Source organism: Dichotomicrobium thermohalophilum (genome assembly GCF_003550175.1).
Classification (GTDB): Bacteria; Pseudomonadota; Alphaproteobacteria; order Rhizobiales; family Rhodomicrobiaceae; genus Dichotomicrobium; species Dichotomicrobium thermohalophilum.
In genome coordinates, this window is record NZ_QXDF01000001.1 from 1,523,011 (window position 1) to 1,542,046 (window position 19,036).

Genomic DNA, 19,036 nt, shown 5'->3' on the forward strand with positions numbered 1-19,036 from the left:
GAAGGGGCTGGCGGCGGCCAGGCACCGACCGGCGACGGACAGGGGGACGAAGCCATGCGAATGAAACATGTTGCGCTCGGCGCGGCGCTGCTCATGCTTGCCTTCGGCGTGACCGCCTGCGGCAAGCGCGGACCGCTGGAGCCGCCGCCCGATCCGGCCAAGACGGCTGAGGCCGACCGCGCTGCCGCCGAGGACGGCGAGGTGATCGAGGAACGCAGCGAGGACGTCAAGGAGCCGCACGAGCCGTTCATCCTCGACGCTCTCCTCTGATCCCGCCCGGGCCGCGCGGGCGACAAGCCGGGTCCGCGGGTGCAAAAGGGCAGGTGCCATGCATCATTTCACTTATCGAGACGGGGCCCTTCATGCCGAGGGCGTAAACCTTGTCGACTTGGCCGCGCATGTCGGCACGCCGTTCTATTGCTATTCCACCGCTACTCTGGAGCGGCATTACCGCGTGTTCGCCGATGCCTTCGGCGGGCGCGACACGCTGATCTGCTATTCGATTAAGGCGAATTCCAACCTTTCGGTCATCAAGACGCTGGCGCAACAGGGCGCAGGCATGGATGTCGTGTCCGAGGGCGAATTGCGCCGCGCGCTGGCCGCCGGGGTGCCCCCGTCGCGGATCGTGTTCTCCGGCGTGGGCAAGACGCGCGACGAGATGGCTCATGCGCTCCAAGCTGGGATCTATGGCTTCAACGTTGAGTCCGAGGCCGAGGCCCGTGCGCTGTCGGCAGTCGCGCAGGAGCAGGGAAGAACCGCGCGCATCGCCTTCCGCATCAACCCTGATGTGGATGCCCGCACCCATGCGAAGATCTCCACCGGCAAGGCCGAGGACAAATTCGGTGTGCCTTGGAACGACGCAGCCGCGCTCTATGCGCTCGCTGCCGATTTGCCGGGGCTGGAGCCGTGCGGCGTCCACATGCATATTGGCAGCCAGATCACCGACCTCGAGCCGTTTGAGCGCGCCTTCAAGCTGCTGAGCGATCTGGTGGGTGACCTGCGCACGGCCGGCCACACCATCGACTTCGTCAATCTGGGCGGCGGCCTCGGCGTCCCATATCGCGGCACCGACGACATCCCGCCGCACCCTGACGACTATGCGCGCGTTGTGGAGCGGGCCGCGGGCGCCCTCGATTGCCGGCTGCTGTTCGAGCCGGGGCGGATGATCGCGGGCAATGCGGGCATCCTCGTGTTCCGCGTTTTGTACCTGAAGCACGGCGACCAGAAGCGTTTCACGATCGTTGATGCCGGCATGAACGACCTGATCCGCCCGACGCTTTACGACGCGCACCACGATATCTGGGCGGTCGACGAAGCGCGCGGCCAAGAGCCGGCACTGGTGCAGGACATCGTTGGGCCAGTCTGCGAGACGGGCGACTTTCTTGCGCGGGACCGGGCGCTCCCGCCCTTCCGCGAGGGTGATCTTGGCGCGGTGATGACGGCAGGTGCTTATGGCGCTGTACAAGCGTCGAGTTACAATAGTCGTCTGCTGGTGCCGGAGGTCATCGTGCGTGGCGATGAATACGCGATCGCGCGGGCGCGTCCAAGCTATGAGGACATGCTCGCGGCTGAGCATATTGCCCCTTGGCTGACCCCGCGCAAGGCGATGGGCCGCGCCTGATCCGCACGGCCGCGCGGTTTTGATTTCGAGATCACGCATTTTTGCCTTACCCTGTGGCCAATATGATGCGGCGCGGCTTGTGCGCCGCGCCACAGCAACGGACCGAGCGATTTGACTTCGACCCAGCCTTCTCCCGAACGCCTCCTGCAACGCAAGATCGGCCAGATGCGCCGGGTGATCCTGCTGGAACGGCTGTGGCCGCGCCTGTGGCTTCCCCTCGGCGTTGCCGGCACCTTCGTTCTCGTGTCGCTGCTGGGGCTTTGGCCCTTGCTCGGGCGGACGGTGCATCTGGCGCTGCTCTGGGCGTTCGCGATCGCGTTTGTCGCCTCGCTGGTGCCTGTGCTGCGCGTGAGCATGCCAACGCGCGAGGAAGCGCTGCGCCGGCTTGAGGAGCGCTCCGGCGTTCCGCACCGCCCGGCAACCGCGCTTCAGGACCAGCCGGCGGGGGAGACCAGCGCGGCCGCGCGGTCCCTCTGGCAGGCGTATCGCCGGCGCATGGCCGCGGCTGTGGAGAAACTCAAGCCCGGCACGCCGCACCCGCGTACCGACAGGCTCGACCCGTTTGCGCTGCGCGCGCTTCTGGGCCTGCTGCTGATCGTCGCCGTAACAGCGACCTGGGGTCAGATGCGCGAGCGCATCGCGACCGCCTTCGACCTGGGCGCGTCCAAGACGGTGGCGTCCCTGCGGCTCGACGCCTGGATCGCACCACCGGTGTATACGGGTCAGCCGCCCATCACGCTGGCCAGCGGGCCGGTCCGCATCAGTGAGGCGCCGGAGCGGCGTGAGTGGGAGGTGCCTGAAGGAAGCGAGTTGACCATCCGCGTGAATAATGCCGCACCGGAAGACCTTACGCTGGATATTTCCGCTGACGGCAAGAGCGAGGACCTGGCGCTGGAAAGCCCGGGTGATGCCTCCGCCGTAGCAACGCTCAAGCACAAGCTGGACTGGTCGCAGACCGCCACGCTGCGTCACAACGGCCAACTGGTGGCCGCCTGGCCGATCTCTGTGATCGCGGACGACCCGCCAATGATCCAGTTCTCCGAAGAGCCGGCCGAGACGCAGCGCAAGGCCGTTCAGCTCTCCTACAAGGCCGAGGACGATTATGGCCTGACCTCCGCCATCGCCGAGTTCCGCCTGCTGGATGACGAGGGCGAGGCGCGCCTGCGTGACGGGCCGTGGCCGGCGCCGGAAATCTCCCTGCCACTGTCTGGAAGTAACATGAAGTCAGTGGAGAACCAGACCTTCAAGGACCTGACGGCGCACCCGTGGGCCGGGCTGCCGGTAGAGGTGGTGCTGAAAGCGCGCGATGTGGCCGGTCAGACCGGCTACAGCGAACCCAAACGGTTCACGCTGCCGGCACGCGAGTTTACCAAGCCGCTGGCCAAGGCCGTGATCGAGCAGCGGCGCGAGCTTGTCGCCGATCCGCACGACGTGCGCGGGGTGGTGCGGATGCTGGACGCGCTGACTCTGGGCCCGGACAAGTTCTTCGACGACAAGGTCGTCTATCTCGGCCTGCGCTCGGCTTATTGGCGGCTGGTGCACGAGACCGGCATCGAATCGGTGAAGTCGGTGGTGGATCAGCTCTGGACGATCGCGTTACGCATCGAGGACGGCGATCTCTCGGACGCCGAGGCGCGGCTTCGACAGGCTCAGGAAGCGCTGCGCAAGGCGCTGGAGGAAGACGCCTCGCCGGAAGAAATCGAGCGGCTCATGCAGGAGTTGCGTACGGCGCTGGCAGAATTCATGCGCGAACTGGCAGAGCGTGCACAGCAACAGGCGGGCCAGACTGGCGAGATGCCGCCGATGGATCCGAGCCGGATGCTGTCGGCGCAGGATCTCGACCAGATGCTGCAGGACATCGAGGATCTCGCCAAGACAGGCTCACGCGAGCAGGCCCAGCAGATGCTCAGCCAGCTCCGCAACATGCTGGAGAACCTGCGCGCCGGCCAACCAGGACAATCGCAGCAGGCCCAGCAGATGATGGAAATGCTGAAGAAATTCAGCGAGATCGTCCAGGAACAGCAGCGCCTGCTCGACGAGACCTATCGTGCGCAGCGCCAGGGGCAAGGGCCCGGCCAGCCGCAACAGGGCCAGCAAGGGCAGCAGGGACAACAGTTCGGCCAGGGTCAGATGAGCCAGCGCGGACAGGGCCAGCAGGGTCAGGGCCAGCAAGGCCAGCGCGGACAAGGCCAGCGACCGGGCCAGGGCCAGTTCGGCCAGCTTGGCGGCCAGCAGCGCGAGCTTGAAGAGGCGCTGCGCCGTCTGATGGAGCAGATGCGCCAGGGCGGCGCGCAGGTTCCGGGCGAGCTGGACGGCGCGGGCGAAGCCATGGGCGAGGCCGGCGAAGCGCTCGGCCAGGGCGACGGCCAGCGGGCCACGCAGCAGCAGACGCTTGCGCTCGACCGTCTGCGCCAGGGCGCGCAGAACATGGCGCAGCAAATCCTCCAGCAACTGGGGCAACAGCGCATGGGCGCCATGGGGCCGGGGATGCGCGGACGCGACCCGCTGGGCCGGCCGCAGCGGAACCGGGGGACAGATACAGGTGACAGCGTGGAAATTCCCGAGGAGTTCTCTGTGGAGCGGGCGCGCGAAATCCTGCGCGAGTTACGTCGGCGGCTGGGCGATCCCTCACGCCCGTCAATTGAGCTGGAGTACCTGGAGCGGCTGATCGAGCGGTTCTAAGCAGCGCAGGAGCGCGCGACAAGGCGATCGGCCGCTCCTGTAAGTGCCTTCGGGCGTTTCTTCGATTATGCGGGAAAATCGGAATTGGTGCCCAGGAGAAGGTTCGCGAAAGCGAACCGGATTAATGGCTTGACGTCCCCCACCGCCCGAAATCCTTGCATTAAATTGCAAGGCCTTTTCGCCCCGTGTGCCCCACGTTTTGCGCGGTCGTCGCCCGGCGCGTTCGCGAAATCCGCGATCGCCCCGAGCACGTCCTTGCGCCCGTCCGGCGCGAAGCGGCGCAGCGTCATCTCGCCAATAATTGTGTTCTCATAAAAAGCGCGCTATCTCGGTCCAGTCTGAAAGGAGCACCCAATGCAGGCCGTCCTCATCAATCGCACTGACGATATTGGCCATCACGGCTGCACGCTGGTGAACCGGCAACTCGACGCGCTCGCCCGCAATGCCGGGATTGAAATCGTCGCAAAGTTGCCGCTCCACGCTGACTGGGATGCGCTTGCGCCTGACCGTTTCGATGCCGTCATCGTCAACGGCGAGGGCACGCTCCACTCGTCCAACAGGGGCGCGCGGCGCATCGCCGAAATACCAGCTTGGGCGGCGCGGCGCGGCGTGCCCGCTCACCTCATCAACTCGGTCTACCAAAACAACAATGACACGATCGCGGCTCAGGTCGCCCGCTTTGCGACCATCGCCGTGCGTGACACCCGTAGCGCCGCCGAGATGTCCCGCCACGGCATCGATCCGCGCGTAGTTCCTGATCTGTCGCTGACGTGGCAGGTCGAACCGGCCCACCTGACGGGCGACAAGATCATTATCAACGGCTCCGTTTCCAAAACTGCGCGAGGCCGCCTTTATGCCCTCTCCGGCCGCGATCGACCTTATGTCCCGATCACCTCGCGGCCGCCCCGAGACAAGGATGCGCAGCGCTTCTATGACGCAAAGCGCGCCCTGGCGATGATCCGGCCGCCGGGCGTGAAACGCGCGCACTTGCGTAACTCCATAGCCACGTTCGATGAATTTGTTTCATGTCTTCGCGCGCACGCAAGTGGCATTGTGACCGGCCGCTTCCACATGGTCACGATTGCGCTGTGCCTTGAAATTCCCGTGATGGCCGTGCCATCCAATACTCACAAGATCGAAGCGCTGCTTGAACATCTTGACATGCCGGGCCGCCTTGCCGAACACCCGCGCGACGCGCTGCGTATGCTGCGCAGCTACACGACGGCAGAAATCGAACGTATCCGCGCTTTGCGCCGCGAGGCACGGACGAATGCCGATCGGCTGTTTCAGGAAATTCGATCTCATCAGCACGATGCACGCGCTTGGTCCGTTGCCTAAAAAATGCCGGTTACAATTTTATGGCCTGGCGGAACAGATCGTCGAGTGCCTCATCACCGCCGACCAGTGGGGCGAGAAGATCGCTCAGATGAAGGGTGAACGATTGTGCCCCACCGGCCTTTTCCAATGGCCCCACCTTGGAATTTTTGCAGAAAAATCAAGGGCGTGGCGTGCGAATGGTGCCCAGGAGAAGACTCGAACTTCCACGGCCTTACGGCCACTAGCACCTGAAGCTAGCGCGTCTACCAATTCCGCCACCTGGGCCTCGACCCAATAGCTATTGCGAGAGCGTTTCTTTGTCAATGTCCCGCGGCGGCGGCTTCACATGGCCGAAGCGGCGTTGTAAGGCTGTGCCCGGCGAACCGAAGGCGTGAGGGAAAGGATTGCCGCGATGGCGAGGGCGCTGGAAGATTCGAAGCTCGTGACGGTGTTCGGCGGCTCCGGGTTCATCGGCCGACACACGGTCTGGGCGCTGGCACAGGCGGGCTACCGCATTCGCGTGGCCGTCCGCCGGCCCGAGCTGGCGGGCTTCCTGCGCTCCTACGGGCTGGTTGGGCAGATCCACCCGATCCAGGCCAATGTGCGCGACGATGAGTCCGTACGCCGCGCGATCGTCGGGGCGGACGCCGTTGTCAATCTGGTTGGCATCCTCGCGCCGACCGGCAAGCAGACTTTCCGTGCTGTCCAGGCGGAGGGAGCAGGCCGTATCGCCCGCGTTGCCGCGGAAAGCGGCATCACCGATTTCGTGCATGTCTCGGCCATCGGCGCCGACCATAACTCCAACTCCCGCTACGCCCGCACCAAGGCCGAGGGCGAGGACGCGGTTCTTCAGGCGATCCCGAGTGCGGTGATCCTGCGCCCCTCGATCGTGTTCGGGCCGGAGGACGAATTCTTCAACCGTTTCGCGGAGATGGCGCGCTTTTCGCCGGTTCTGCCGCTGATCGGCTTCGGCAAGACGAAGTTCCAGCCTGTCTATGTGGGCGACGTCGCGCAGGCCGTGGTCGCGGCGCTGGAAGGCAAGGCGAAGCCCGGGGCCATCTATGAGCTGGGCGGGCCCCACGTTTACAGCTTCAAGGAAGTGCTCGACAAGATCGGCGAATACACGATGCGCAAGCGCGCCTATATCCCGATCCCGTTCTCCATCGCGACAATCCAGGCGGCGCTTGTTCAGTGGCTGCCGAACGCGCCACTGACGGTCGATCAGGTACGGCTCTTGCGCAAGGACAACGTTGTCAGCCAGCGCGCGAAGGACGAGGGCCTGACGCTGGAATCGCTCGGCATCGAGCCGCATAGCGTTGAAGCGATCGTGCCGGACTATCTCTGGCGCTTCCGGCCCAGCGGCGAGTTCGCTACCGACGAGACCCCGGAAGTCTAGAGCCTGCCTAACCCAGCAGCCCGTGCCCCCAAAGCCCGAGCATGAAGCCGCCAACCGCCCCGAGCGGCGGACCCCATGCGCGCTGAAGGTGTGCTTGCGGCGCGATATCCTGGAACGTCAGATACAGGATACCGCCAGCGGCGAACAGCATGACCGCGCCGATCAGCTCCGTGGCGTCCTGCAGGATATAGCCGACACCGGCGGCCAGCGGCCCGAGCACCACCAGCCAGGTAAATGCGCTCAGGACTGTCCGGCTGGGCAGACGGGCGTCCTTGGTCAGCTCGCGGTAGGCGTTGAAGCTCTCTGGCAGGTTCTGCAGCCCGATCAGGAGGGCGAGCAACAGGCCCTTCGACTGGTGCGTGGCTATCAGGGCGCCGAGCGCCAGCGATTCCGGCACATAGTCGAGGAGCATGGCCATGAGCTGGGCCGCGGCGCCGCCATGCCTGGCGATCACCATGTCGGCATAGAAGAAGCAGAGCGCCCCGGCACCAAACGCCAGTAGCGTGCCGCCCGTCGACAGCGCTTCCATACCCTGCGGCACGAGCACCAGCGAGATCGCCGCGAGCAGCACACCGCCGCCGAACGCGAGAACGGTGTGGCGTATCTCGTAATCGAGCCAGAATGGCAGGACCTGTTCCCGGCGCGCGAGCAAGCCTCCGATCGGGATCGTGACGCCTGCGAGCAGCGCGTAGGACAAGGCAATCTGCAGTTCGGTCATGGATATGCCTCCACGCAGCGCTCGCATTCTGAGGGGACCGTACGAGGGGCAGTCATGCTGCGCCGAAGCCGGCTAACTTTAGATGTAGACAACAACGAACAGGAACGCGCCGAGCGCGAAGCGGTAGACGACGAAGGGTAGCATGCTCATCCGCTTCAACAGCGCCATCATGAACCAGATCGCGATGAACGCTGCAACGAAGGATAGTCCCGCCGCGATCGCCCCTTGCTGCAGCGATGCGGCTCCGCCGGTCTGGTAAAGCTCCAGCGCGCTGCCCGCGCCAAGGCCCAGGATCGAGGGGATCGCCAACAGCATGGCAAAGCGCGCGGCTTCCGGCCGCTCCATGCACAGATAGCGTCCGGCGGTCATCGTCACGCCCGCACGGCTCGCGCCCGGAATGAGCGCAAGCACTTGCGCAAGGCCGATGAACATCACGCCGGGCAGGCGCAGATTGCCAATATGCCGTTCGGTGGGAAAGCGCTCGTCGATGACCAGCAGCACGAGGGCGAAGATCAGGTTCGCCCAGGCGATCACCTCCAGGCTGCGCAGGCTGTCGTAGTAGCCGGATTTGAGAAGCGCGAACCCGATGATGAGCAGAGGGAGCGAGCCGAGGATCAGATAGATCAGCACCCGCGCCTCGGCGCTTTTGCGACCGCTCACAAGCGCCAGCGCCCCGCGTAGCAGCGCGCGCATCTCGTGGTGGAAGTAGATGATGACCGCGAACAGGCTGCCGACATGCATCGCCACGTCGATCAGCGGCCCCTGATCCGCCCAGTCCGAGACGAAATTCGGGACGATGATCAGATGCGCCGACGAACTGATCGGCCAGAACTCGGTGAGTCCCTGCACGATGGCGAGGATCAGGAGTTGTTCGAACGGCATGCGGCGGGATCCTTATTCGGGCGCTCTTGTGCGGTGCCTTTCGCGCGGGCAAGGTGAGCGGATGTTTGCGGCGTGGCTTTGGCCGCGCCCCGATCTCCTACAGCGCGCGGTGCCGCCGCGCCAGCGCGAATCGCCCTGACCGAGGCACCACCGGCCCTTTGCACACCATGTGGACGCTCTATCACTTTCCCCTTTGCGCGTTTTCCAGATCGATCCGTCTGGCGCTGGGCGAGTATGCGTGGGAGGTGACGTTGGACGAGCAGCGTCCGTGGCAGGTGAGCCGGGATTTTCTGGAGGTGAACCCCGCTGGCTATGTGCCGGTGCTCAAGGGGCCGTCGGAGCTGCGCATCTGTGGCGCGTATGCGATCTCCGAGTATCTCGCCGACACCAGCGGGCGGCCCGGCCGGGGCGGGCGGCGCGAGAACACGCTGTTTCCGGGCAAGGCGGAGGCGCGCGCCGAAGTGCGGCGGCTCGTCGACTGGTTTCACCGCAAGTTCGACGAAGAAGCGGGGCGCTGCATCCTTGAGGAAAAGCTCTATCAGCGCTATCCCGAGGCGCGCCGGACGCCTGATCCGGAACTGATCCGGCTTGGCCGCGAGAATCTGCGCTATCACCTGAGCTATGTGAGTTATCTGGCACATCACCGCGACTGGCTGGCAGGCGAGCGCATGAGTTTTGCCGATCTGGCCGCTGCGGCCCATCTTTCGGTCATGGACTATCTCGAAGAGGTGCCCTGGGAAAAGTATCCGGAGGCCAAGGAGTGGTACGCGCGGGTCAAGTCGCGCCCGTCCTTCCGCCCGCTGCTCGGCGACCGGCTCACGGTGCTGGCGCCGCCAGCGCACTATGCTGATCTGGATTTCTGATGGTCACGCTGGCGAAAAATCGGCCTGCGGAGCAAGGCGCGCTGCGCGCCCAGTTGGAGCGCCGTGCGCGCGAAGCCGGGTTCGACGCTGTGGGCATCACCTCGGCGGACGCAATCCCGCAGGCTGCGCCGCGCTTGCGTGAATTCCTCGCCAAGGGGCGGCACGGAACCATGAGCTGGATGGCCGAGACGGCTGACCGGCGGCAGGCGCCGCGTGCGCTTTGGCCGGAGGCGCGGAGCGTGATCATGCTCGGCATGAATTACGGCCCGGATCACGACCCCCTGGCCGTGCTTGAAGAGCGGTCCCGTGGGGCCCTCTCGGTCTATGCGCAGGGCCGCGACTATCACGACGTCATCAAGGGCCGGCTCAAGCAGCTTGCCGGTTGGCTGCACGGCGCGACCGGGCACGAGGTCAAAGTTTTCGTCGACACCGCGCCGGTTATGGAGAAGCCGCTCGCCGAAGCCGCCGGAATCGGCTGGCAGGGCAAGCACACGAACCTTGTCTCGCGCGATCTCGGCTCGTGGCTGTTCCTCGGCGCGATCTTCACAACGGCCGAGCTGCCCGCCGACGCGCCGGAGACGGATCACTGCGGCAGTTGCCGCGCATGCCTCGACATCTGCCCGACCGATGCCTTCCCGGCCCCTTATCAACTCGATGCGCGGCGCTGCATCTCCTATCTCACGATCGAGCACAAGGGCCACATCCCTGCAGAATTCCGCGCGGCGATGGGCAACCGCATTTATGGCTGCGACGATTGCCTGGCGGTGTGCCCGTGGAACAAGTTTGCGCAGGAAGCAAGCGAGGCGAAGCTGCGCGCGCGGGACAATGCCCGCTCCCCGGCCTTGAGCGAGCTGCTGGCGCTGAATGATGCGGCGTTTCGCGCGCGGTTTTCCGGCTCGCCCATCAAGCGGGTCGGACGGGACCGGTTCGTCCGTAACGTGCTGATCGCCGCGGGCAACTCGGGCGACCAGAGCCTGCGCCCTCAAGTGATTGGGCTTCTGGACGACACTTCTCCGCTGGTGCGCGCAATGGCGGTGTGGGCACTGAGCCGGTTGAGCGCGGCGAACGGCGACTGGACGGATTGGGAGCGGCTGAAGGCTGCATATCTGCCAAGCGAAACAGACGCGCAGGTGCGCGCGGAATGGGAAGCGGGGGCATAGAATGTCGGTATTGCTGGCAGTTGGCCTTGGGTATTCGGCGAAGGAACTCGCGCGGCGGCTGCAGGCGCAGGGCTGGCGGATCATCGGAACGAGCCGGACGGCCGACGGCGCGCGCGCCATCGACGCGATCGGCTACGAAGGCATCCATTTTGACGGCACCGCGCCCAGCGGTGCTCTTTCGAGGGCGATCGGCGAGGCGACACATCTGCTGGTGTCGGCCTCACCGGGGCCGCAGGGCGATCCGCTCCTGGCGCAGCACGCTGCCGACCTGCGTGGGGCCAACCTGCAATGGGTCGGGTATCTCTCGACCATCGGCGTCTACGGCAACCACGATGGCAAGTGGGTCGATGAGGAGACGCCGCCGGAGCCGACATCCGAGCGCGGCAAGGCCCGCGTCGCGGCAGAGCGCGCCTGGGCGGCCTTCGCCGAGGAAACCGGCGTCCCGCTCGGCATATTCCGCCTGTCAGGCATTTACGGGCCGGGGCGCGGTCCGCTGGAAAAGCTGCGCCGGCGCGAGTCACGCGCGGTCATCAAGCCGGGACAGGTTTTCAACCGCATTCATGTGGAGGATATCGCCACAGCGCTGGAGGCCGCGATCGCGCGGGCTGGTCAGCGGTCCGGGGCGCGCGTCTACAACGTCACGGACGACGAACCGGCCCCGCCGCAGGACGTTCTGGATTTCGCCGCCGATTTGATCGGCCTGCCGCATCCACCACGTGTGCCGTTCGACGAGGCCGAGATGTCGCCGATGGCCCGCAGCTTCTACAGCGACAACAAACGCACCTCGAACGCGCGCATGAAGGCGGAGCTGGGCGTGCGGCTTCGCTATCCCACCTATCGGGAAGGTCTACGCGCCCTCGCCGCGCAGACCTGAGGCTTAGCGGAAATAGAAGCGGCGGTTGTTCTCGGGCAGATACGGTGCGCAGGTGTCCCGTACGCGGTTGTCGTGACCGACCAGCCGGCAGGCGCGCTCCTTCACGCCCGGATTACGGCGGATGGCGCTTGCCGAGACGCTCATGCCATATTCGCGCGCGACCTGTGCCAAATAATTGTCCTCGCAATAGGGCGTGTTGATCCGACCATATTCGGTGATCTGGAAATTGCCCTCGCAGCGGATGGCCGCCGACGCCGGCTGCGTCCAGGACGTGCCGACCGCTGCCGCCAGCGCACCGATGGCGGCGATACCGGTAATCGTCTTGGGTTTCATGAAATGACCTCTCGTGCCTCAAATCGGTGAAAAGGAAATACCAGCTTGCGCGAGTTTGCGCTCATGAGTTGAACCTAACATGAACGCGCGGGCCAAAGGAGCGCCACGTGGCGGAGTTCATGGCATTGTGAACGGCGCTGTCGAGGCATCGTTCCGCCTCGAAGCAATGGACATTGGCAGGATCGGCCAAGTATGGTTTGCGCATGAGCGATTTTCGATCCGAAGCGGACCCCGAAACCGGCGAGGCGCAGTGGCGGCGTCTGGCTGAAAAGGCGCTGGGCGGCGCGCCTCTGGAGACGCTGAACGCGTTGCTCGACACCGGCGCGGAGATCGCCCCGCTCCAGACACCGCTGAGCGCGGGTGACAAGGCTCTGGCCTCGGGGCATCCCGGCGCCGCGCCGTTCGTGCGTGGAACAGCCGCCCAGACGCGGCCGTGGCAGGTGCTGCAGCTTGCAGACCCGTCTGATCCGGTCGAGGCAAATGCTCAGGCGCGCGAGGACTTGGCAAATGGCGCGGATGGCCTTTGGCTGCAGTTGGCGGGCGGAGTGCCTTATGGGGGCAGCGCGATTGACACGCGCGATCTGTCCGAACTTGAGCAGGCGCTGGCCAATATCCCGCTTGAATCCACGCCGCTTTACCTTTCGCCGTGCGCGCAGAGTGTGCCGGTGGTCGCGCTGCTGATCGCGCTTGCGCGCAAGCAGGGGGTAGCGCCTGACAAGCTCTCCGGGGCGCTCGGGTTGGACCCGTTGTCAGTCATGGCCGCGCACGGCGAGGTGCCCGTGCGCGCTGAGAAGGCGCTCGCCGACACGGTGGACGCCGCACTCTTCGCGCGCCGCGAAGGTGTGGCGATGAGGCCGTTCCTCGCCTCGGGACGAATCTGGCATCAGGCTGGCGGCTCAGCGGTCGAGGAACTGGCCTGCACACTGGCGGCGGCAGTCGCCTATTGGCGCGCGCTTGCCGACGCCGATATGCCGGTTCACGAGGCCGCCCGGATGATTGGCTTTCACCTGACCGCCGACCCGGACGTCTTCCTGTCCATCGCCAAATTCCGCGCGGTGCGTGCGCTTTGGGCCCGCGTGACCGAAGCCGCCGGAATCGCCCCGCAGCCGGCCCGCATCTCGGCGGAGATGTCCTTCCGAACGACGACCAGCCGTGATCCGCACACCAACCTGTTGCGCGCCACGGCTGCGGCCTTTGCGGCGGGCACAGGTGGGGCGCAGGCGATCCTGCTCCTGCCGTTCAGCGCGGCGGCGGGCGCGCCGGATGGCTTCGCGCGGCGACTGGCCCGCAACGCGCAGGTGATCCTGGCAGAGGAGTCCGCGCTCGGCCGCGTCGTCGATGCGCCGGGCGGCTCGTGGTATGTCGAGACACTGACGCATGATCTGGCCGCGCGTGCCTGGGCGGTGTTTCAGGATATCGAGCAGGCGGGCGGCCTGCTGTCCGCGCTCAAGAGCGGCGATATCGCGCGGCGGCTGGAGGGCGTGCGCAAGCGGCGCGCTGGTGAGATTGCGCGCCGCGAGCGGGCGATCACCGGCGTGTCCACCTATCCCCATCTGAACGAGACGCCTGCACCAGTGGCGAGCGAAGGCGAGCGCGCAGCAACGGAGCGGGGCGCGGCGGCCCCCGATCTGCCGCCGGCGGGGCATGGTCAGCGCATGGCGGCGCTGGTCGAAGCCGCGGGCAACGGCGCAAATGTTGCTTCCTTGAGCGCCGCGTTGCACGAGCCGTGCGAACCTGTGCCGGCGCTTCCTGACCCTGCGCGGCGCGATGCGGCTGGCTTCGAAGCGCTGCGCGCGGCATCGGACGAAGCGCGGCAGGTCGCAGGCGTTCGCCCCTCAGTATTCCTTGCGAATATCGGGCAGCTGGCCGCGTTCACCGAGCGCGCGACATGGGCCAAGAACTTCTTCGAGGCTGGCGGCATCGAGGCGATCGACAGCCCCGGCTTCGACAGCGCCGAAGCTCTGGCCGACGCCTTCAGCCAAAGCGGGGCGCTGATTGCCTGCCTGTGCGGGAGGGACGAGGACTATGCCAAGCTCGCGGGCGCGGTCACGGCGCTGCGCGAACGGGGCGCTGCGGCAGTCTATATCGTCGGCAAGCCCGACACGCTGGAGATGTTGCTGGAGGCGGACGCCCGTGCGATCCAGCGCGTGCTCTTCGAGGGCTGCGACGCGCTGACGATCCTTCGCGAGGCGCATGACCTTCTGAAGGTCGATGAGGTCATCGGCGCCGCCCGCCGCCGCGCGGCCGACGAGACCGAGGCCGGCTGAGACAACGCTCCGACACGGAGAGAGCGATGAGCAAGATCCCCGACTACACTGCCGTACCCTGGGAGATGCCCGCGCCGACCGCCGCGCCGGAGCCAGAGGGCGCGGCATGGGAGACGCCGGAGGGTGTCGCCGTCAAGCCGGTCTACGACGCGTCGGATTTGGCCGGGCTCGACGCAGTGGAGAGCTATCCGGGCGTGCCGCCTTATCTGCGCGGGCCGTATCCGACGATGTACACGCAGCGGCCGTGGACGATCCGGCAATATGCTGGCTTTTCAACGGCCGAAGAGTCCAACGCGTTCTATCGGCGCAATCTGGCGGCGGGCCAGAAAGGCCTGTCCATCGCCTTCGACCTCGCCACCCATCGCGGCTATGACAGCGACCATCCCCGCGTGTCCGGCGATGTCGGCATGGCCGGCGTGGCGATCGACTCGATCCTCGATATGCGCACGCTGTTCAACGGCATCCCGCTCGACAAGATGAGCGTGTCGATGACCATGAACGGCGCGGTCCTGCCCGTGATGGCGCTTTACATCGTGGCGGCGGAAGAGCAGGGCGTGGCGCACGAAAAGCTGACCGGCACCATCCAGAACGACATCCTCAAAGAGTTCATGGTGCGCAACACCTACATCTTCCCGCCGAAGCCCTCGATGCGGATCGTCTCGGACATCTTCTCCTACTGCGCCAGGGAGATGCCGCGCTTCAACCCGATCTCGATCTCCGGCTATCACATGCAGGAGGCTGGCGCGACGGCGGACCTGGAGTTGGCCTATACGCTGGCCGACGGGCTGGAATACGTCCGCGCGGGGCTGGAGGCGGGCCTCGACATTGATGATTTCGCGCCGCGCCTGTCGTTCTTCTGGGCGATCGGCATGAACTTCTTCATGGAGGTCGCCAAGCTGCGCGCCGCGCGGGTGCTCTGGGCCGAACTTTTGCAGCAATTCGCGCCGAACAATCCGAAGTCGCTCGCGCTCCGCTGCCACTGCCAGACCAGCGGCTGGAGCCTGACGGCGCAGGATGTCTACAACAATGTCATCCGCACCTGCATCGAGGCGATGGCGGCCGTGCATGGCGGCACGCAGTCGCTGCACACCAACGCGCTGGACGAGGCGCTGGCGCTGCCGACCGATTTCTCCGCGCGCATCGCCCGCAACACCCAGCTTTTCCTCGCGCAGGAGACCGGCGCGACCCGCGTGATCGACCCATGGGGCGGCTCTTATTATGTCGAGCGGCTCACGCATGATCTGGCCGAGCGCGCCCGCGCGCATCTGAAGGAAGTCGAGGAACTGGGCGGCATGGCCAAGGCGATCGAGGCCGGCGTGCCGAAGATGCGCATCGAGGAGGCGGCGGCCCGGACGCAGGCGCGCATCGATTCCGGCAAGCAGACCATCGTCGGCGTGAACCGCTACCGCCCCGAGGTCGATACGGAAGTCGATGTGCTCAAGGTGGACAACACGGCCGTGCGCAACCAGCAGATCGAAAAGCTCAACAAGCTGCGCGCCGAGCGCGATGAGAACGCGGTGAAGCAGGCGCTCGACGCCCTTCAGGCCTGCGCCGAGACGGGTGACGGGAACCTGCTGGCGCTGGCTGTTGAGGCAGCACGCGCGCATGCCACGGTCGGCGAGATGACCAGTGCGATGGAAGCCGTCTGGGGGCGCCACCAGGCCGACATCCGCGCGATTTCGGGCGTCTACCGGGAGGAGATCGGACAAATGGACGACGCCGTTCGCAAGGCTCAGGCGCTGGCCGAGGACTTTGAACGCGACGAAGGCCGGCGCCCGCGCATCCTGATTGCCAAGGTGGGCCAGGACGGGCACGACCGCGGGCAGAAGGTGATCGCCTCGGCGTTCGCCGATCTGGGCTTCGACGTGGATATCGGCGCGCTGTTCGCCACACCGGCTGAAGCCGCGCGCCAGGCGGTCGAGAACGACGTGCACATCATTGGCGTGTCATCGCTCGCCGGCGGCCATCTCTCGCTCGTGCCGGAGGTGCGCGCGGAACTCGCGCGGCTCGGCCGGCCGGACATCATGGTTGTGGTTGGCGGTGTGGTGCCGCCACAAGATTACGATGCGGTCCGGGAAGCCGGCGCGAAGGCGATTTTCGGACCTGGCACCGTCATCGCCGAGGCCGCCGCCGACCTGATCGAGATGTTGCGCCGCGATCTGGGGCACGGCCCGCGCGAGGCGGCGGAATAACAGTCGGGGGCGTGATGCGACGGGTCTGGATTGCGGCGGCACTGACGGTCATCGGGGTTGTCTGGGCATGCGCGCCGCTGTCGGCGGGCGAGCCGGTGATCATCGAAGAGACCACCGAATCCGCGGAGATGTCCGCTAAGCTCCCGGCCGAGCTCTCGGACATGCCTGAACTAGCCGCGATACTGGGCCAGCAGGCCGGGCGGCAAATCCGCGCATTCGCCGACCGCGCGGCGGAGGTCTACGAGCAATCCGACCGGCAAGACCAGTGGCGCAAATGGTCGCTGGAGATCGACCACGAGGTCACGTTCGAGAACCCCCGCCTCGTAAGTGTATTGCGGCGGACCTGGTTCTACACCGGTGGCGCCCACGGCAACGTCGGCCTGGACTCCGTGATTTATGATCGCCAAGCGGATTCCCTTGTCGGCTTCGACGACTTCTTTGGCTCCGTCCAGGACGGCGCGCCCGTTCTGCAGACCATGGCGGAGTATGCCCGGAACAGGCTCATCGAGACGCTGGGACAGGCGTCAGACCCGCAATGGATCCGGGACGGCACCGCGCCGAAGCGCGCCAACTATGAGGCATTCACGCTCCTACCGTCGAGCGAGCGGGACAAGGTCGGCGGCATCGCGATCCATTTCGGCCCGTATGCCGTGGCGCCTTACGCGGCCGGGCCGCAGCGGGTGACCATTCCGCAATCGGAGGTGTCAGACAACTTGACACAGCCCTGGCGCGACCTGTTCGCCGGCTCGCCCGCCGATTGAGCTTCTTCACGTTATCTTATTGATGCTCGGATTTTTATCTGTGCGTCAGCTAGTCGCGGGTGTCCAGCCGCCCGTACACTGATCGTGGAACGCTTGTCTCGTCGTAATGTTGGGCACAGCGGGGGCTCGACGCACAGAGCCTCTGATCGCTGCGACAACTTAACGAGTTTAGGAGCAACCAAAGGGGCGAATAATGGACGAACTGGCACTCACCGTTGGCCAGTATAATCTGGTCTATAACGCATTCTCGTTCACGATCGCCGTCATGGGCGCGGCGACGCTTTTCTTCTGGCTTAACCGGGGACAGGTCACGATCGATTACCGTCCCGCGGTGACGATCTCCGGACTGGTCACCGCGATCGCGCTTTATCACTACTTTCGCATCTTCGAGAGTTGGGACGCGGCCTACACCATCGCGGATGGCACGTTGAAGGCCACCGGCGTACCATTCAACGACGCCTATCGCTATGTCGATTGGCTCCTGACGGTGCCGCTGCTGTTGATCGAGTTGATCCTGGTGATGCGGCTGTCCTCTTCGGAAACATGGTCAAAGGGTACGCGGCTCGGCCTGCTGGCGGCCGTGATGATCATCCTCGGATACCCGGGGGAGGTGTCGGCTGATCCGGCCACCCGCTGGCTGTGGTGGGGGCTGGCGATGATCCCCTTCGTGTGGATCGTCTATGAGCTGTTCGTCGGCTTGAGTGCGGCCATCAAGAAGCAGCCGGAGAATGTCCGCGGCCTGGTGGATACGGCTCGCTGGCTGACGGTGTTGTCCTGGGCGTTTTACCCCGTCGTGTTCATCTTTCCGATGATCGGCCTGACCGGCGGCGTTGCGGAAACGGCTGTGCAGGTCGGCTACACGATCGCCGATATCGTCGCGAAGGCCGTGTTCGGCGTGGTGATCTACATGATCGCCGTTCGTAAGTCGGAAGCCGAAATGGGCGCTGGCCAGCCGGCAGCCGCCGCAGCGAAATAGTGGCCAAGGCGTTGGTGCGGGCCGGTGTGCCGGCCCGCACCCACTTGCACTGTAAATCTCAGGGTTCAAAGGCATGCCGAACCTTCCCGCGCTTCCAGGAGCGGTCGCCGCCCCACAACTAACGCAAAGGGCCCTCTGGCATTGGCACCGGTTGGGATTTACCGCGCTCGCGCTTGCAATTGCACTGCCTTCAGCCTTCGGCGCCGGGCTATCGCTTTTGGATTTCCCGCTGCTGGCCGCCACCGCGATGCTGCTGCTCGGCGTGCCGCATGGGGCGTTTGATGTCGCGCTGGCCCATCGCCGATGGGAGATAGGCACGCCGCCCGCGCTGGCCTGCTTTCTGGCCCTCTACGTAGGGATGGCGGCCGCGTTCGCGGCGATCTGGTTCCTGCTGCCGCAGTTCGCGCTGCCGGTGTTTATAGCCATGTCGGGCGTGCATTTCGCCGGGGATTGGCGGCGGGACATCCCCCTTCTGCCGCGCATGGTGGTCGGGCTGGCGCTGATCACCGCACCGGCGCTGTTGCACAGGGAGCCGGTGACCGAAATTTTCGCCTGGCTGGTGCCCGCGGATGTTGCGGTGACGACCGCCGAGGTGATGGCCGCCGCCTCCATCCCGCTGCTCCAGGCTGCCGCGCTCGTTGCACTGGTCACGGCCTGGTCACGCCCGGCCGCTGCGCTGGAGATGGCGGCAACGCTGTTGCTCGCGGTGTTCGCCGCGCCGCTGGTCTTTTTCGTTAGCTATTGGTGCGGCCTGCACAGCGCGCGGCACGTCTTTTCGGTGCAGGCGGAGCTGCAGCCGCGCACGCTCTCGGGCCTCGCAAGGCTGTCGCTGCCCTATGCCCCGATCACGATCATCGGCGTGATGATCGCTGCGCTACTCTGGCCGCATCTCGATCTTGGGCGGGCAGTTCTAGCGGTGCTATTCGTCGCACTCGCCGCGCTGACAGTCCCGCACATGATGCTGGTCGACCAATTCCGACCGAAGCGTACGTAA

The 19,036-nt window shown here is 65.7% G+C and carries 16 protein-coding genes and 1 tRNA gene; 13 read left to right on the forward strand and 4 right to left on the reverse strand.

All coding sequences use genetic code 11. The features are described from left to right. Positions 1 to 54: 54 nt before the first annotated feature. The 4 genes from lptM to BXY53_RS07015 all read left to right on the forward strand — a co-directional run bounded on the left by lptM (position 55) and on the right by BXY53_RS07015 (position 5,641). Positions 55 to 270: an LPS translocon maturation chaperone LptM gene (gene lptM, locus BXY53_RS06995; RefSeq protein ID WP_147361522.1), complete on the forward strand. Its 216-nt coding sequence runs from the start codon at positions 55 to 57 to the stop codon at positions 268 to 270. A gap of 58 nt (positions 271 to 328) precedes the next feature. Further along, complete coding sequence (gene lysA, locus BXY53_RS07000) at positions 329 to 1,621, forward strand: diaminopimelate decarboxylase (protein WP_119061127.1); 1,293 nt, start codon at positions 329 to 331, stop codon at positions 1,619 to 1,621. A gap of 111 nt (positions 1,622 to 1,732) precedes the next feature. Beyond that, positions 1,733 to 4,303 (forward strand): TIGR02302 family protein, encoded by a 2,571-nt coding sequence (locus BXY53_RS07005; protein ID WP_147361523.1) that lies wholly within the window; start codon positions 1,733 to 1,735, stop codon positions 4,301 to 4,303. 354 nt (positions 4,304 to 4,657) lie between these two features. Beyond that, on the forward strand, positions 4,658 to 5,641 hold the full coding sequence (locus BXY53_RS07015; RefSeq protein ID WP_119061130.1) for a polysaccharide pyruvyl transferase family protein: 984 nt from the start codon (positions 4,658 to 4,660) through the stop codon (positions 5,639 to 5,641). 177 nt (positions 5,642 to 5,818) lie between these two features. Here the strand turns inward: BXY53_RS07015 and BXY53_RS07020 are convergent. After that, a tRNA-Leu gene (locus tag BXY53_RS07020) sits at positions 5,819 to 5,905 on the reverse strand. A 127-nt stretch (positions 5,906 to 6,032) separates the two neighbouring features. Here BXY53_RS07020 and BXY53_RS07025 point away from each other — a divergent pair. Next, on the forward strand, positions 6,033 to 7,016 hold the full coding sequence (locus tag BXY53_RS07025) for a complex I NDUFA9 subunit family protein (RefSeq protein ID WP_119061131.1): 984 nt from the start codon (positions 6,033 to 6,035) through the stop codon (positions 7,014 to 7,016). 7 nt (positions 7,017 to 7,023) lie between these two features. On the opposite strand, the gene BXY53_RS07030 is transcribed toward BXY53_RS07025, so the two are convergent. Together BXY53_RS07030 and BXY53_RS07035 are read right to left on the reverse strand one after the other, a co-directional pair. After that, the gene (locus tag BXY53_RS07030; RefSeq protein WP_119061132.1) at positions 7,024 to 7,734 is read right to left on the reverse strand and encodes a ZIP family metal transporter; all 711 of its coding nucleotides are present in this window, start codon (positions 7,732 to 7,734) and stop codon (positions 7,024 to 7,026) included. Between the two features lie 78 nt (positions 7,735 to 7,812). After that, a complete protein-coding gene (locus BXY53_RS07035) occupies positions 7,813 to 8,616 on the reverse strand; it encodes an undecaprenyl-diphosphate phosphatase (RefSeq protein ID WP_119061133.1) in 804 nt (267 codons plus the stop codon). A 167-nt stretch (positions 8,617 to 8,783) separates the two neighbouring features. Between BXY53_RS07035 and BXY53_RS07040 the strand changes: the two genes are divergently transcribed. The 3 genes from BXY53_RS07040 to BXY53_RS07050 are packed head-to-tail and all read left to right on the forward strand — an operon-like array spanning position 8,784 to position 11,513. Further along, complete coding sequence (locus BXY53_RS07040; RefSeq protein WP_119061134.1) at positions 8,784 to 9,479, forward strand: glutathione S-transferase family protein; 696 nt, start codon at positions 8,784 to 8,786, stop codon at positions 9,477 to 9,479. Beyond that, a complete protein-coding gene (gene queG / locus BXY53_RS07045) occupies positions 9,479 to 10,639 on the forward strand; it encodes a tRNA epoxyqueuosine(34) reductase QueG (protein WP_119061135.1) in 1,161 nt (386 codons plus the stop codon). Before BXY53_RS07040 ends, queG begins: the two co-directional genes overlap by 1 nt. 1 nt (position 10,640) lies before the next feature. Further along, on the forward strand, positions 10,641 to 11,513 hold the full coding sequence (locus tag BXY53_RS07050) for an SDR family oxidoreductase (protein ID WP_119061136.1): 873 nt from the start codon (positions 10,641 to 10,643) through the stop codon (positions 11,511 to 11,513). Positions 11,514 to 11,516: 3 nt separating this feature from the next. Here the strand turns inward: BXY53_RS07050 and BXY53_RS07055 are convergent, their stop codons facing one another. Further along, entirely contained in the window at positions 11,517 to 11,846 is a 330-nt protein-coding gene (locus BXY53_RS07055) for a hypothetical protein (protein ID WP_119061137.1), read from the reverse strand. A 203-nt stretch (positions 11,847 to 12,049) separates the two neighbouring features. Between BXY53_RS07055 and BXY53_RS07060 the strand changes: the two genes are divergently transcribed. The 5 genes from BXY53_RS07060 (at position 12,050) to BXY53_RS07080 (ending at position 19,036) form a co-directional block, all read left to right on the forward strand. Then, positions 12,050 to 14,113: a methylmalonyl-CoA mutase family protein gene (locus BXY53_RS07060; protein ID WP_147361524.1), complete on the forward strand. Its 2,064-nt coding sequence runs from the start codon at positions 12,050 to 12,052 to the stop codon at positions 14,111 to 14,113. Between the two features lie 26 nt (positions 14,114 to 14,139). After that, complete coding sequence (gene scpA / locus BXY53_RS07065; RefSeq protein ID WP_119061139.1) at positions 14,140 to 16,305, forward strand: methylmalonyl-CoA mutase; 2,166 nt, start codon at positions 14,140 to 14,142, stop codon at positions 16,303 to 16,305. Between the two features lie 14 nt (positions 16,306 to 16,319). Then, a complete protein-coding gene (locus BXY53_RS07070; protein ID WP_119061140.1) occupies positions 16,320 to 17,066 on the forward strand; it encodes a DUF3298 and DUF4163 domain-containing protein in 747 nt (248 codons plus the stop codon). 193 nt (positions 17,067 to 17,259) lie between these two features. Then, positions 17,260 to 18,042 (forward strand): bacteriorhodopsin-like, encoded by a 783-nt coding sequence (locus BXY53_RS07075; protein ID WP_119061141.1) that lies wholly within the window; start codon positions 17,260 to 17,262, stop codon positions 18,040 to 18,042. A 217-nt stretch (positions 18,043 to 18,259) separates the two neighbouring features. Further along, the gene (locus BXY53_RS07080; RefSeq protein ID WP_170144367.1) at positions 18,260 to 19,036 is read left to right on the forward strand and encodes a Brp/Blh family beta-carotene 15,15'-dioxygenase; all 777 of its coding nucleotides are present in this window, start codon (positions 18,260 to 18,262) and stop codon (positions 19,034 to 19,036) included.

Bases quoted from the DNA above. Each gene is read 5' to 3' on its own strand.
- lptM (WP_147361522.1), top strand. From the start codon at position 55: ATGCGAATGAAACATGTTGCGCTCGGCGCGGCGCTGCTCATGCTTGCC.
- lysA (WP_119061127.1), top strand. From the start codon at position 329: ATGCATCATTTCACTTATCGAGACGGGGCCCTTCATGCCGAGGGCGTA.
- BXY53_RS07015 (WP_119061130.1), top strand. From the start codon at position 4,658: ATGCAGGCCGTCCTCATCAATCGCACTGACGATATTGGCCATCACGGC.
- BXY53_RS07025 (WP_119061131.1), top strand. From the start codon at position 6,033: ATGGCGAGGGCGCTGGAAGATTCGAAGCTCGTGACGGTGTTCGGCGGC.
- BXY53_RS07030 (WP_119061132.1), bottom strand. From the start codon at position 7,734: ATGACCGAACTGCAGATTGCCTTGTCCTACGCGCTGCTCGCAGGCGTC.
- BXY53_RS07035 (WP_119061133.1), bottom strand. From the start codon at position 8,616: ATGCCGTTCGAACAACTCCTGATCCTCGCCATCGTGCAGGGACTCACC.
- BXY53_RS07040 (WP_119061134.1), top strand. From the start codon at position 8,784: ATGTGGACGCTCTATCACTTTCCCCTTTGCGCGTTTTCCAGATCGATC.
- queG (WP_119061135.1), top strand. From the start codon at position 9,479: ATGGTCACGCTGGCGAAAAATCGGCCTGCGGAGCAAGGCGCGCTGCGC.
- BXY53_RS07050 (WP_119061136.1), top strand. From the start codon at position 10,641: ATGTCGGTATTGCTGGCAGTTGGCCTTGGGTATTCGGCGAAGGAACTC.
- BXY53_RS07055 (WP_119061137.1), bottom strand. From the start codon at position 11,846: ATGAAACCCAAGACGATTACCGGTATCGCCGCCATCGGTGCGCTGGCG.
- BXY53_RS07060 (WP_147361524.1), top strand. From the start codon at position 12,050: ATGAGCGATTTTCGATCCGAAGCGGACCCCGAAACCGGCGAGGCGCAG.
- scpA (WP_119061139.1), top strand. From the start codon at position 14,140: ATGAGCAAGATCCCCGACTACACTGCCGTACCCTGGGAGATGCCCGCG.
- BXY53_RS07070 (WP_119061140.1), top strand. From the start codon at position 16,320: ATGCGACGGGTCTGGATTGCGGCGGCACTGACGGTCATCGGGGTTGTC.
- BXY53_RS07075 (WP_119061141.1), top strand. From the start codon at position 17,260: ATGGACGAACTGGCACTCACCGTTGGCCAGTATAATCTGGTCTATAAC.